Genomic DNA, 14,307 nt, shown 5'->3' on the forward strand with positions numbered 1-14,307 from the left:
TACATAAAAAATTCGCTTCGCTCATGTCTCCAACGACTTCGTTCGTTGCTTAAAAATTATTTTTGAGCTACTGTATATGCGGATATCTTTACTTTTTCTAAATATGTTACTATAACTTTAATTCATAGATTATCCACAACTTTCAAGTAAATATATTACATTAATAAGTAAAAAAGCACACTTATTTAGTGTGCTAATAATTTAATACTCTTATAGCTATATTTGAGCAATGATCTGAAATTCTTTCTAAGTTTGATACTAAATCTAGATATAATATCCCAGAGTCTATCTCACATGTATTATTGTTTAATCTGTATATATGATTTGCTCTTATTGATTTTTCTATATTGTCTACTTCTTCTTCTGTTTTAATTATTCTTTCAGCTATTTTTTTGTCTTTTTTATTTATAAGAATTAAAGCATCTTCATAATTTTTTTTGACTTTTTCAAACATTTCTTCAATTTCTTTTTGACCATCATTGGATATGCTTACATCTTTATCAATTGCTATCTCAGCAAGTTCAGCTATATTTTCAGAATGATCTCCTATTCTTTCCAAATCATTTATAGTGTTAAATAAATTATCTACCTCTTCTACTGAGTTACCAGTTAAAGATGTCTTAGACAATTTTAATAAATAGTTTAATATATTTCTTTGATAATCATTTATATCTTTTTCAATTTTAAATGTTTCTTCTACATCTTTTTTAGATTTATTTAAAAATGCACTCATAGATGAATTTAAGCATATATTTGTTACTTTAGCCATTTTATTAGTTTCTTTTAATGTATTTGCAAATGCTATTGATGGTGTTTCTAACATTCGCTCATCTAAATAAGTTTTAGCTTCCTTTTCTTCTTCAGTTTGAGGAACTATCTTCATAGCTAATTTTACAATATACTTAGAAAATGGTAAAAGTATTATAACTGTTACTATATTAAATAATGTATGTGCATTTGCTATTTGTCTTGCTACATCTGTTGGATTAATTCTTGTTACTACTGCAACTATTGGCTTGTTTAATATTAATAAAAACATTAGTGTACCCAAAATATTAAATAATAAATGCATAATTGCTGCTCTTTTTGCATTTTTGTTAGCACCTATACTAGACAATAATGATGTAACACAAGTACCTATATTATCTCCATAAAGTATAGGAAGTGCAGATTGAAGTGGTATAATTCCTTGAGATGCTAATGCTATAAGCATCCCCATTGATGCACTTGAACTTTGAACTACTCCTGTTATTATAAGACCTAACAGTACACCAAGTAGTGGTCTATGACCAAAATTAACAAGTGCATCTGTGAATCCTTTATATTCAGCAAGAGGGCTGACAGCATCTTTCATAAACTCCATACCCGTAAATAATATACCAAATCCAAGCAATATCTCTGCTATATTTTTAGTTTTACTTTTTGATGAAAATAGATAAAGTGCTATACCTATACCTAAAGTTATAGGAGCAAGCCCCTCTAAATTAAAACTTACTAATTGAGCAGTTATAGTTGTACCTATATTTGCTCCCATTATAACTCCTATAGCTTGAGATAACGTCATTATACCTGCATTTACAAAACCAACTACCATAACAGTAGTAGCACTAGAGCTTTGTATTATCGCAGTTACTCCTGCTCCAACTAATACTCCAAGTAAAACATTACTTGTTAAAAGCTCTACTATTTTCTTTAGTTTTTCCCCAGCTGCTTTTTGAAGTCCATTACCCATTAATGTCATACCATATAAAAAAAGTCCTAGTCCTCCTATAAGACTTATTAGTATCTCCAAATTAATTCCTCCTTTGGTTAAACATCATTCTATATATATTTTTCTCCTTTTTCCATTTAATAATTCACTCTAATTTCTAAAGCTACATTTTATTGATTAGAATAGTAATTATATTTTTAGGTTAAATTATTATTGTTCAATAAATTATTTAAGGAGGACTATATGACTAGAAAAAAAGCTTGTAAAGCCCCTCAACAAAGTAAAAATGTTGCAAGTTCAAGTCTAGAAATAGCTGAAGAACTTAATATATCACCAAGATTAAGACCTAGCAAAACTGGTTCTGTTAGTCAAAATACATCTAGACCTATAAAGCCTAGAAAGAAGTAATCTAAAATATAAAATTTTTATGGTTCAAGATTACTAATCAATATAATTTTAAATATCCTAATACAAATAGAAAATAGACTTAGATATCATCTAAGTCTATTTTCTATAAATTTTATGAAATTAGCATAAATATAAAATGAGAAGATACACCTGCACATATTCCACCTATCGTATGTGAAATTATTGCTTTACTAGTTAGTCCTCTTGCATTTAATGCATCCATCATACCTACATGAGTACTTAAGTATCCACTCCAACACATTCCCATGGCCGTAAATACGGCTATATCATTAGGAGTTATAACATTATCTTTGATAAACTGTGGTACTAAACTCATAGCTGCACCAACTGCACCTAATGAGGTTATAGGAAATGCTATAGCTTGTGCTGATGTAAATCCAAATAGTGGTTCTAATATAAAGTTTAGCTTCTTTCCTATTACAGGTAAAAGAGCTATACCTTCATATGCTGCCCCTGTATATACTTCTTTACCGGTATTTGGATCTATACTTGGGCCAAATGTAAGTAACATTACTAATGTACATACTATTAAAACACCTGGTATTATAGCTAATCCTAATTCTACACCTGATTTTCCACCTTCAAGTATTGCATCTAGGACCCTTTGGAATATACTTCCATCTCTTATTTCTCTATACTCCTCTATCTTAGAATTTTCTATTTCTAAACTAGTATTATCTATCTCATCTTTATAGTATTTTTTTGTAAAGTGCAACATTATTCTAACACTAATTATACTACCTATTATGGCACCTATATTTCCTACTAACGCCGGAAGTACATATTTTTCACCCTGAGATATCATAAATGTTGTAACTATAAGACCCATTCCAAAAGATGTACCCAAATTACAAAGTGCTGGTACTTGGTACTTTTTAAAATACTTAGTAAAAGATTTATCCTTGCTAAATGATATGATTGCTGGATTATCAGATAAATAAGTAGTTACAGCTCCTGCTATACTAGCTCCTGGAAGTCCATATAAAGGCTTCATAAAAATAGCAAATATTTTATTAAGTAGTGATATTACTCCAAATTCTGATAATAATGCACTTAGTGCCCCTGCTAAAACAGCCATTGCCATTATTAAAAATACAGTATTTAATAATAAATCGTGAGCAGTGTTCATTATAACTTTAAACATTATACCTGCTCCCATGATACTTGCTACATAGGTAAATCCGCCTAATAAGATAGCTAAAAATACAAATGTCTCTAGATTTACCGACCTGACTTTCCTTTTAGTTGTAGTATTTTGCATACAAATCATCCCCTATGTAATTATTATCTGTGTCTTTTAAACTTAAAATTATAAATTTAAAGAATATTTTTTATTATTCTATAATATATTAAATTTATTTTTATGTAAATATTTATTTTTTTCTTTGCGATAATTTGCATTTATATTTATTAATAAAAAAGTACTACCATATGGTAGTACTTTAAACATTTACATTTATATATTAATTTCTACTTATTATCTATTATAGTTTTTGTTGTATCTAAATCTTTAGCTAAGCATTTTTGACTATTTATTCTTTCACTTACTAATAAGTAGTTGCTTATTCCTTTTAATGTTTTTGCTAATTTGTTTATCATTGCCATTTTTAACTCCCCCTTTATGTTTTCTACTTAGGATATTGTATACAATATACTGTATCAAGTCAATACTTTTATTGAAAGTTTATTTTTTATCAAATTTTTTATGCCAAACTTAATCTATTTAACTTATATATACAATATTATTTTATATTTTTGACTTTTAGTTTATAATAAAGGTTATAATATAAAAATTAATTTTCATAAAATGAGGAGGTACGTCATGTCTTGTCCAAACTGCAAGTGCAATAAATCAAAAATAAGTAATGATGAATATGAAGAATTAAAAGAATATTTCAAAGATGAGATACAAGATTATAAAATTGTTGATTATATAAAAGATAATGGTAATCATAGTTCTTATGTTGAGGTAGAACTTGAAGACTATATCGTTGAAATTGAGGATATAGATACTGATAATTTAAATTTAGATAAAGTAATAGATGCTTTAATAAGAAATAGTGTTAAATAATTAAAAGTAGACTAATTTTAGTCTACTTTTAATTATTTTTCTCTGAATCTATTTTCATTTTTAATATTTCTAATTGACTTTTATATGCTACTAATTGTATTTCTATTTTTTCTTTTTTAAGCTGTATATTCTTTTTAGTTTTTTCACTTTTTGCATTTCTTATTTCATCTTCCATTTTAGTACTCATAGCTTCAAGTACATATACAGTCTTTTGTAATTTTTCATATACAGCCCTAGGATTATTATTTTGCTCACTTTTTCTCTCTAATATAAACATTATCTTAAAGTACATAAATGCAACAAAAATATTTATTACATTATCTAGTAACTCTTGTGTCATACTATCACTAATTATTGCTACTAAAATAAAAGATGCTATATTAAATAAAAATAGTGTAGTTAACTTATTTTTATTTTTGCCATAGTTATAATCTTCTTTATATCTAGCTAGTCTATATGGAATAGCTATTGTGACTATTGGTGATAAAAACAGTATATTTCCTTCTAATATAGCGTATATAACACTTAGTGCGGTTAAAAGCATTATGGCTTTATTAGTTATATCTACTTTTTTCATATATTTCTCCTTTTTGGATATTAAAAATACCTCCTTGCACAAAGTATAAAATACTCTGTGCTTAGAGGGTATTAATTTATTTACCATACATAATTTTTAATTGAGCTTGTATGTCTTTATTTTCTAAGTATTCATCTAGCGTAGTTTTTCTATCCATAACACCACCTGGAGTTATTTCTATTATTCTATTTGCTAGAGTTTGTATCATTTCGTGGTCATGAGAATTAAATATTAATACTCCTGGGAACTTTTCTAAACCTTTGTTTACAGAAGTTATACTTTCAAGGTCTAAGTGGTTAGTTGGGTCATCTAAAACTAATACGTTAGCGTTACTTAACATAAGTTTTGATAACATACATCTAACTTTTTCTCCTCCTGATAAAACTTGAGCTTGCTTTAGAGCTTCTTCTCCACTAAATAACATTCTGCCTAAGAATCCTCTTATAAAACTTTCACTCTTTTCTTCAGAATATTGTCTTAACCAATCAACTAATGAGTATTCTACACCATCAAAGTATTGATTGTGATTTTTAGGTAAGTAACTTTGAGAAGTTGTAACTCCCCACTTAAATGTTCCACTATCAGCAGTATCTTCACCCATTATTATATTGAATAATGTAGTTATAGCTATTTCGTCACCCATAAATGCTACTTTATCATCTTTATCAAGTCTAAATGATACATTATCAAGTACTTTAACACCATCTACAGTTTTAGTTAATCCTTCAACTTCTAAAACCTCATTTCCTATTTCTCTCTCAGGTGTAAATCCTACATATGGATATCTTCTTCTTGATGGTTGTATTTCTTCAACTTGTATTTTTTCTAATTGTTTTTTTCTAGATGTTGCTTGCTTTGCTTTAGAAGCATTTGAACTGAATCTTGCGATGAACTCTTTAAGTTGAGCTATTTTTTCTTCAGCCTTTTTATTTTGATCCTTAGCAAGTTGTAATGCTAATTGGCTTGACTCATACCAGAAATCGTAGTTACCTACATACATTTGTATCTTACCAAAATCAACGTCAACTATATTTGTACATATTTGATTTAAGAAGTGTCTATCATGTGATACAACTATAACGATAGAATCTTCAAGTCCCATTATAAACTCATTTAACCAGTTTATAGATTGGAAGTCTAAGTGGTTTGTAGGTTCATCCATTATTAGTATCTCAGGCTTACCAAATAATGCTTGAGCAAGTAATACTTTAACCTTTTCTCCACCTGTTAATTCTTTCATTTGCTTATAATGTACCTCTTTAGGTATACCAAGACCCATTAAAAGTCTCTCTGCATTAGTCTCTGCATCCCATCCATCAAGTTCGGCAAATTCACCTTCAAGTTCAGCAGCTTTTATACCATCTTCTTCAGTGAAATCAGGCTTCATGTATAATGCATCTTTTTCTTTCATTATAGAGTATAGTCTTTCGTGTCCCATTATAACTACATCTAAAACTGTATCTTCTTCATATTTGAAGTGGTCCTGTCTAAGTACTGACATTCTTTCTTTTTCAGTTATTGAAACACTTCCTGTGTTTGGCTCTATATCACCAGCTAATATTTTAAGGAAAGTTGATTTTCCTGCACCATTAGCTCCTATTATCCCGTAACAATTTCCTTTAGTGAATTTTAAGTTAACATCTTTGAATAACTCTTTATCACCAAATCTAAGTCCAACATTTGTAACTTGTAACATTAATGTGTATTCCTTTCTTTCTTTAATTTTCGTAAATTACATAACATTTTTATAATATAATAAATATTTAATTTAGTCAACTGATGAGTACTACACCTTAGCAAAATTACAGGCTGGATATGTGCAAATATCGCAATTCATACAAAGTCCACCATGCCCATACATTGCTATATCTTTTTTAGTTAATTTTTCATCTACTAGTACTCTTGGTAAAATAACATCAAATACTGTTGTTTTATTATACATTGCACATCCTGGTATCCCCATTATAGGTATATCACCTTTATATGCTAATAAAAACATTGCCCCAGGAAGTATTGGTGAACCATAGGTTATTATACTTGCTCCACTTTCTTTTATAGCAGTAGGTGTTACATCATCTGGATCTACACTCATACCACCTGTGCAACATATAAGTTCTGCACCTTGATTTATAAAATCTTCTATAGCATTTTTTATCATAATAGTATCATCTTTACATATAGCTTGACCTATAACTTCACACCCAAACTTTTCAACCTTTTCTTTTATAACAGGTCCAAATTTATCTACTATTCTTTTATAAAATACTTCATTTCCAGTTGTAACTATACCAACCTTCTTAGGTTTAAACTCTACTACATTTACTATTTTTTTATTACCTACTATATTTTTTGCTTCGGTTAGCTTATTTTTATCTATTAGTAAAGGAATCACTCTTGTTCCTGCTACTTTAGTTCCTTTATTTACTATAAAATTATTATGTAGGGTAGATAACATTATATCATCTATCATATTAAGTTCTAATAATGTATCTACGTCTATTTTTAAAAGTCCATATTTATTTGATATAAAATCTATTTTACCTTCTTTTATATCACTAAAATCTAAATTTTCTCCTGCTGTTAAATCTTTTAAAAATATAGCGCCATCATTTTCATGAACCATATCTTCATTTTTTTCCCAAACATATAGATGATCTTTACCTAATGATAGTAAAACTTCTATATCTTCTTTTTTTACTATATGACCTTTTTTAAAAGCAACTCCTTTAAATTCACCTGGAATTATCTTTGTTATATCATGACAAAGTATATGTCCTATAGCATCTACTGTTTTAATCTTTTTCATATATTCCCCCTAATTGTATATAGTCTTTTTTTGTGTCAATATCAAATAACATATACTCACTGACATCTACATATTTTATTTTACATGAATTAGTTATAACTTTTTTACCTTTTTCATCTTCTTTTAAACTTAATAATTCCTCTCTTTTATACTCTGGAAATATTACAGGATTTCCTTTTCTATCTTTATATCTTGGAATTATTATAAAATCTTTATTTTCATTAAATTCTTCTATCATTTTATTTATATATTTGCTATCAATTAAAGGTTGATCTCCTACAAAAAACATATATCCAAAGGATTGCTTGCTATTATTTATACCTAATCTTATAGATTCACTTTGACCTATATAATTTTTTTTATTTTCTATATATTTATAGTTGTATTTTTTTGAAATATCCTTTATTTCATCATATGAACTAACAACTATAACTTCTTTAAATTCAACTTTTGATATTTCATCAAATACATATTCTATTATAGTTTTATCTTTGTATTTTAGTAAGAGCTTATTTTCTCCCATTCTTTTTGATAGCCCTGATGCCATTATAATCGCTGTTATCATTTTTTATATCCTTATTAATTTATTAAAAAGTTTATTTTTATACAAATATAAAACACTAATTATTTATGATATTAAAATAAATCTTATATTCTATACACAATAAAATAAATCATTTAATATACTTCCATATATTATTTTTATATTATGTTCATGTTTATTAATACTGTTAATAAGATTTTTTGCTATATCTAAATGCTTTTTTGTTTCTACTTTATTGATTAATAATATTTTTTCACAATTGATATTTTTAAACATACCATTTTTATTTATTACTATATCAACCATATTTTCTATAGTTACTTTATTTTTAGTGTTTGTTAATTTTTCAAATTCTTTAAGTCTATGTATATTTTTATCGTTTATACACATATCATAAGAAGTTATATCTAATACCCCTATAACTTTCGTGGTTTTAGGATATACTACCGGCTCGTTTATATTCCATCCTTTAAGCTTTTTTCTCTTAGAACCATCACCTTCTATTAAAAGAACATCAAAATCACCTTTGATCTTATCTAAATCATAAAAATCTAGCCCTATTATCTTATTATCTAAATTTATATATGATCCAACAATAACGACTCTTTCTTTTTCACATTTTTTATATTTTGCACTATCTAATATGTACATATTGTCATATAATTCTTTTGGCGGTACATATATTTTTGTTGTTGTGCTTATAAGTATTTTTTTGCTATTAATGCTAGATGCCAACTTATTTATAAGTGAGGTTTTTCCTCCAGCTCCTATTACTGTTATAATCTCTTGTTCTCTTAAGTTTAATGCTTCTTTTAAATTCATATCTACCCTAACTTTATATATTTATAAACTTTTATTTAATATTTTTTTAATGTAAAATAAAGAATCCATAGAATAATTATAACATTATTCTATGGATTTATACAGATTAATTACATACTAATCCTATTTTTATTTTATCTTTTGTTTGTTCTTTTACATACAATGAGAAAATGCTATCACAAGAATTTTCGCTTTTTTCTTTTATAATAGTTAATATATCATTTACAACAAATATCATTTCATCTTCTTTGCAATAATTAGATCCCATTTCAATAAATATTATTTGCTTTTTATTTAAAAGTTCATTATGTGATCCACTTACATTTTCTAGTAAATTTCTTACCATGTCTTCTTTAGATATGTCTTTACCAAACTCTTTATAAGAATATTTTATTCCACCATCTGTACATAAAGTTTCTTTTAAATCTGTTAAGTCTAAGTTTATCATGCATTGATATGATATAGATTCAACTAACATATTTACTAAATTTATAAATTTATCCATTGAAGCTTCATCTACTTTAAATTCTCTATTTATATTTACTTCGTCTTTATTTTCTTTATTAGAAGAATCTATTCCTATACTTAATATTCTTCTTTCATCTGCCATATATCCTATTGCATTGACTATCTGTAATGCCTTTTTATCTTCACTATTATAAGTTAAAAATAATAAGTCTACTCCATCTAATAATTCTCTAACATAATCCTTATCTACATCTTGATTTATAGATATTTCTTCTATATCCATATTATTTTCTAATTTAAATTTAATAGAATTTAATGTATTTATTCCATCATTTCCTATACCTATTATTTTAGCTTTTTCTAATTTTTCTTCTATATTCATAATATCTCCTTAATCAGATTACTTTAATAGTTTAAGATATTTATTTTCTAATATCTTAAATAATGGAACACCAATTATAGTTATTACTACAAATTGTCCAAAACCTACTTGTAGCATTGAAAGTATAAGAGGCACACCAAATAATTTATTTAGCATAATACCTATTATTATAGCATTTACTATTGTTGGCCATAATGATGCGATTAGTACATAACCTTTTTTTCCTTTCATTGTTTTACCTGTTAGGTAAACTAAGTATACACTTATAAATGTTGCCAAAGTTCCAAATATAATATCAGGAACACCATAAGGACCTATTACATTAGCTAAAAAACATCCTATTGTCAAAGCTAATATGTATTCCTTACTTATAAGTGGTAGTAGTGTCATAACCTCAGCTATTCTAAATTGTATTGTTCCATAACTTATAAAACCAAAAGCTAAAGTAACTGCTGCATAAACACCTGCTACTACTCCAGTTTTAACTATCTTTTTAGTGTTGTTTCTCATCTTTTTTCTCCTAAGTGCTTATTATTTATAGCCTAATCTACTTGGAAAAAATAAAAACCGTAGAAATTCTACAGTTTTAATGGCAGTTAATTAAATGCCTATTTTAACCGTAGTTTTTTTTATAGACAGGAGGCTTTCGAACTGTCTTTTTAAGGTTACTTACGATATTATATAATATATATTTTTTTATTTCAAATATTTTAATATTACTTTAATATGTTTTTAGCTTCAATCATTCTTTGAAGTGCTGTTATTATAACTATAAACGAAAATATATTAACTACTATACCTAAATAACTTTCAAAAATCATCATAAGAGATAACATTATAAATCCTTCACTTCTTTCAGCTACTCCTGCTTGATAATAAAATGATTTTATTCCGCTTTTTTCACTAACTGCACCAACTGTTAAAAATATTACCATTGATATTAATATACAAGCTAATAATACAATAATATTTAATCTTATCTCTTCAAATTTTAGTGCACTTACAAATATTATACCTATTTCTACTATCCTATCAAACGTAACATCTAACACTGTTCCAAAACTAGATGATGAGTCTGTTTTTCTAGCTATACTTCCATCTACTGCATCTAAGTATCCAGATATCCAAAGTAGCATTACAGCTAGTATATTTTTATCTAAATATAATAATACTGCTGATAATACCCCCAGTATAAGAGCTAGTGTAGTTACAGTGTTTGCGCTAATTTTTCTTTTTATAAATATATTTGCTCCAAATTCTATAAATGGATTTACATATTTTCTAGCATGTGTGTCTAACATATTATTTCCCTTCTATTTAATGTTTTTCTTCTAATTTATCTTTTAGAAATTTATTTTTTAAAAATATTGATACAGTAAATAATAATACTAAAAGAGCTATTGAAATATAAAAGCTAGTACTTTTTATATTTAAAGAAGTAGCCCCTATATTTGTAAATACTGCTATACCAGGAATAGTTCCAAATAGTGTAGCTAGTATAAAATCCTTATATTTTACATTTGTAATACCTGCTCCATAGCTTATTACATCAAATGGAAATAGTGGTATTAACCTTAATAGAAATATTATATAAAATCCATTTTTTTCTATTAATCTTTCTATTTTTTCTAACTTATCACTTGACTTTCTTTTAATTATTTCTTTTCCTAAATACCTAGCTATAAAAAATGCTATACTTGCACCTATTAAAGCTCCTATTGTTGTATATATATACCCCTTACTAAATCCAAATATTAGACCTGCTGATATTGCAAGTACTGAATCTGGAAAAAATGTTAGAGGTACTAATGAAAACATCACTATATATATAAGTGGAGCTAATACACCAAATGTTTTTACATATTCTTTTATTGTATATATATCAACATTATTACCTATATATCTATTTGTAATTACTACAAAAGCTAATATCCCTATTATGACTAGTATTTTTTTTAACTTATTATTCATATTTTCTCCTATTATTTAGTTTATATCTATTTATCCATGAATTTATACTAGATTTATTATATTGTGTAAACTTATCTTTGTTTAAATATTCTTCATTAAAAATTAAGTCTAATATATGAATTGAATTTTTCCCTCCATTTATCATAAACTTAACACATGTTTCACAGTAACATATAGTATAATCACTTTTTGTTTGAGAACATCTTTTTTTAAGTTGTTTTTTCTTATTTTCATTGTCTGTAAATATAGCTCCACAACACATAGAACTACTTCTATTTTTTTCAAATTCAGTGTATTTAATTCCTAAGCTTTTAAGTATATCTCTAGCACTTGTATATATAGATTCAACACCTCTTATTGCGCAGGAATCATGTATTGCAAATTCTATATTTAGATCACTATAATATCCAATTAACCTATTATCTAATCCAAATTCTCTTATGACATCTAATAAAAAATATACTTCTATATTTTTACTATTTTCACTTAAACTTTTATAACAATTAGGACATGACGTTATAACCTTTTTAACATTGTTAGTATTTAGAGTTTCATCTAAATTTTTATAGTATTTTTCAAATGATTTATAATCTTTTATCATTATACTTGGTTTATAACAACAAGAAAAAGTTATTCCTATATTTTTTATATGACCTCTTAAATAATTATATATATTTAGTATAATCTTTTCATCATACCCACTCAAACTACACCCTGGCATAAATAATACATCAGCATCTTCATCTATAAAAGTTTTTCTAAATAATTTATTATTGCTGCTAATTTGATGTATTTTATATGGTAGTTTACTCATTTTATCACCTTCCTTAAACTTATTTTAAAATAATTTTTTATATAATTTACAAAACAATATGGATTGGCTTAGCCAATCCACATTATTTTTCTTTTAAAGATTTATTTAAATTACTATTTTTTTCATTGTAAATCTTTTTAAGCATATATACAAGTATACTTAATGCAAATAATATCATAAGGCCTGTTACTACAAATTTTAAGGAACCTGTTAACATATCTCCAACATAAGAATATATTATAGTTGCAGGAAGCTGTCCTATGCCTGTTGCTATAAAAAATGAACTAAACTTCATTGAAGTAAGACCTGCTGCGTAGCTAACAAGGTCAAAAGATATAAATGGTAGTAATCTAGCTATTAAGATTGTATGTTTTCCGTACTTGTCAAAGAAGTTATCTATGTTATCTAATGCATATTTGCTTGTAAGCTTTATAACTACATCTCTACCTAAAAACCTTGCTATATAAAAGCATAATGCTGCTCCTACCATTGAACTAGTCCATGAAAGCATTGCTCCTTTTACCCACCCAAATAAAGCCGCATTAGCAAAAGTTATTAAAAATGCTGGAAGTGGTGCTGCCACTGATTGAAGTATCATAAGTAAAAAAGATATTATAGGTGCTAATATACCAAAAGATAATATATATTCTTTTATAGCATCTATGTTTAGCATACTTAAATAAAATATCATCTGATTTATACCTTTATTTATCTGCGGTATAAATAAATATATACCTATTACTAATAACGATACACCTATTTTTACTGATATATTTTTTAATTTATTATCTATTTTTATCACCTACTATGTCCTATTTATATATTTTTTATGACATTATGACCATTTTTAATATAATTCATAATAATATTTAAATTTTTAAAGTCATTCTTAAATATTTTAGCATAAACAGTGCAAAATTCTTATAAATATATATATTGTAATTTTATATACCAATAACTACATATATTGATTTTTTCTATACATAATTTATATTTTACAAAAATTTATTTATATATAAATTTTGTGTAACAATTTTTATCAAGATGCATATCATAAATATTAATATGTATAATTGGAGGTTTTATGCCTAGAAATAAAGGTCTTAATAACTGTAATTTACTAGTCAATAATTGTAATTCATTTTCTAATCAAAATCTTATACTAGTTACTATATTGGCAGCAATCATAGGTCAAGAAATAGAAAACGATGAAGAATTAGCACTTCTTGGTACATTTTTTATAGTTTTAGGAGAACAGTTATCTTTAGTCTCTGAAAGTAGAATAGTATGTAGAGAAGTCAATAAAGAATTAGAAAATTTAAATGATGAAGCAGAAGTTGATGAAATTAATGAAGTATTTTTAAGAAATACCTCAAGAAAAAAAGTAAAAAAAATTAAGAAAAAATACATAAAAAAATATAGTGACAAAAAATAAAAAGGCTATAATTTATGCATTATAGCCTTTTTATTTAACATTACTCTCTATAGTAATTTTTTTCTCTTGCTGTTTTTTGATCATTATTTAAATTACTATTTTTAGTTCTAGTTTTGCTGCTATAGATAGCTTCATTTTCTGATGCCATCTTAGCATTTACTTCAGTTTCATTAGCTCCATTTATACCTAATTCATGTGCTATTTCTATTTTTTCATTTTCATAATCTTGCATTCTTCTAGTGCTATGTTTTTTTTGGTTAGTCATGTTGCCACATCC

At 26.1% G+C, this 14,307-nt stretch carries 18 protein-coding genes; 3 read left to right on the forward strand and 15 right to left on the reverse strand.

Features of this window, described 5'->3' with window-relative positions; all coding sequences use genetic code 11:
• Window positions 1–193 precede the first annotated feature (193 nt).
• The gene (locus tag I4U66_RS06570) at window positions 194–1,792 is read right to left on the reverse strand and encodes a Na/Pi cotransporter family protein (RefSeq protein ID WP_195928626.1); all 1,599 of its coding nucleotides are present in this window, start codon (window positions 1,790–1,792) and stop codon (window positions 194–196) included.
• 162 nt (window positions 1,793–1,954) lie between these two features.
• Between I4U66_RS06570 and I4U66_RS06575 the strand changes: the two genes are divergently transcribed.
• Window positions 1,955–2,119 (forward strand): hypothetical protein, encoded by a 165-nt coding sequence (locus I4U66_RS06575; protein ID WP_176698671.1) that lies wholly within the window; start codon window positions 1,955–1,957, stop codon window positions 2,117–2,119.
• 112 nt (window positions 2,120–2,231) lie between these two features.
• Here I4U66_RS06575 and I4U66_RS06580 read toward each other — a convergent pair whose 3' ends face one another.
• Together I4U66_RS06580 and I4U66_RS14820 are read right to left on the reverse strand one after the other, a co-directional pair.
• Window positions 2,232–3,401 (reverse strand): CD0519/CD1768 family membrane protein, encoded by a 1,170-nt coding sequence (locus tag I4U66_RS06580; protein ID WP_092925386.1) that lies wholly within the window; start codon window positions 3,399–3,401, stop codon window positions 2,232–2,234.
• A 209-nt stretch (window positions 3,402–3,610) separates the two neighbouring features.
• A complete protein-coding gene (locus I4U66_RS14820; RefSeq protein WP_271893476.1) occupies window positions 3,611–3,745 on the reverse strand; it encodes a hypothetical protein in 135 nt (44 codons plus the stop codon).
• A gap of 217 nt (window positions 3,746–3,962) precedes the next feature.
• On the opposite strand from I4U66_RS14820, the gene I4U66_RS06585 reads away from it, so the two are divergent.
• On the forward strand, window positions 3,963–4,211 hold the full coding sequence (locus I4U66_RS06585) for a hypothetical protein (RefSeq protein ID WP_092925384.1): 249 nt from the start codon (window positions 3,963–3,965) through the stop codon (window positions 4,209–4,211).
• Between the two features lie 28 nt (window positions 4,212–4,239).
• On the opposite strand, the gene I4U66_RS06590 is transcribed toward I4U66_RS06585, so the two are convergent.
• From I4U66_RS06590 to I4U66_RS06640, 11 genes are all read right to left on the reverse strand, one after another.
• The gene (locus I4U66_RS06590) at window positions 4,240–4,788 is read right to left on the reverse strand and encodes a hypothetical protein (protein WP_092925382.1); all 549 of its coding nucleotides are present in this window, start codon (window positions 4,786–4,788) and stop codon (window positions 4,240–4,242) included.
• A gap of 76 nt (window positions 4,789–4,864) precedes the next feature.
• Window positions 4,865–6,484: an ABC-F family ATP-binding cassette domain-containing protein gene (locus tag I4U66_RS06595; protein WP_092925380.1), complete on the reverse strand. Its 1,620-nt coding sequence runs from the start codon at window positions 6,482–6,484 to the stop codon at window positions 4,865–4,867.
• Between the two features lie 90 nt (window positions 6,485–6,574).
• On the reverse strand, window positions 6,575–7,594 hold the full coding sequence (locus I4U66_RS06600; RefSeq protein WP_092925378.1) for a molybdopterin-binding protein: 1,020 nt from the start codon (window positions 7,592–7,594) through the stop codon (window positions 6,575–6,577).
• Complete coding sequence (gene mocA, locus I4U66_RS06605; protein WP_092925376.1) at window positions 7,581–8,159, reverse strand: molybdenum cofactor cytidylyltransferase; 579 nt, start codon at window positions 8,157–8,159, stop codon at window positions 7,581–7,583. Before mocA ends, I4U66_RS06600 begins: the two co-directional genes overlap by 14 nt.
• Window positions 8,160–8,249: 90 nt before the next feature.
• Window positions 8,250–8,960, reverse strand: a complete 711-nt coding sequence (gene yqeC / locus I4U66_RS06610) for a selenium cofactor biosynthesis protein YqeC (RefSeq protein ID WP_092925374.1) — start codon at window positions 8,958–8,960, stop codon at window positions 8,250–8,252.
• A 106-nt stretch (window positions 8,961–9,066) separates the two neighbouring features.
• Complete coding sequence (locus tag I4U66_RS06615) at window positions 9,067–9,810, reverse strand: cell division protein (protein ID WP_207733574.1); 744 nt, start codon at window positions 9,808–9,810, stop codon at window positions 9,067–9,069.
• A gap of 18 nt (window positions 9,811–9,828) precedes the next feature.
• Window positions 9,829–10,320, reverse strand: a complete 492-nt coding sequence (locus tag I4U66_RS06620; protein WP_092925372.1) for a QueT transporter family protein — start codon at window positions 10,318–10,320, stop codon at window positions 9,829–9,831.
• 206 nt (window positions 10,321–10,526) lie between these two features.
• Window positions 10,527–11,111 (reverse strand): CDP-alcohol phosphatidyltransferase family protein, encoded by a 585-nt coding sequence (locus I4U66_RS06625; protein ID WP_092925370.1) that lies wholly within the window; start codon window positions 11,109–11,111, stop codon window positions 10,527–10,529.
• Between the two features lie 16 nt (window positions 11,112–11,127).
• Window positions 11,128–11,781 (reverse strand): TVP38/TMEM64 family protein, encoded by a 654-nt coding sequence (locus I4U66_RS06630; protein WP_166505576.1) that lies wholly within the window; start codon window positions 11,779–11,781, stop codon window positions 11,128–11,130.
• On the reverse strand, window positions 11,774–12,595 hold the full coding sequence (locus tag I4U66_RS06635; RefSeq protein ID WP_092925368.1) for a (Fe-S)-binding protein: 822 nt from the start codon (window positions 12,593–12,595) through the stop codon (window positions 11,774–11,776). The genes I4U66_RS06630 and I4U66_RS06635 overlap by 8 nt, the downstream gene beginning before the upstream one ends.
• Before the next feature lie 82 nt (window positions 12,596–12,677).
• Complete coding sequence (locus I4U66_RS06640) at window positions 12,678–13,397, reverse strand: TVP38/TMEM64 family protein (RefSeq protein WP_330383729.1); 720 nt, start codon at window positions 13,395–13,397, stop codon at window positions 12,678–12,680.
• Between the two features lie 282 nt (window positions 13,398–13,679).
• Between I4U66_RS06640 and I4U66_RS06645 the strand changes: the two genes are divergently transcribed.
• Window positions 13,680–14,030, forward strand: a complete 351-nt coding sequence (locus tag I4U66_RS06645) for a hypothetical protein (RefSeq protein WP_092925366.1) — start codon at window positions 13,680–13,682, stop codon at window positions 14,028–14,030.
• 40 nt (window positions 14,031–14,070) lie between these two features.
• Here I4U66_RS06645 and I4U66_RS06650 read toward each other — a convergent pair whose 3' ends face one another.
• Window positions 14,071–14,295 carry a hypothetical protein gene (locus I4U66_RS06650; RefSeq protein ID WP_092925364.1) on the reverse strand — a complete coding sequence of 75 codons (225 nt, stop codon included), beginning with the start codon at window positions 14,293–14,295 and terminating at the stop codon, window positions 14,071–14,073.
• Between the last annotated feature and the right edge of the window lie 12 nt (window positions 14,296–14,307).

This window comes from Romboutsia sp. D33t1_170424_H2 (assembly GCF_015669105.1).
In the GTDB taxonomy this organism is placed as follows: Bacteria; Bacillota; Clostridia; order Peptostreptococcales; family Peptostreptococcaceae; genus Romboutsia_C; species Romboutsia_C hominis.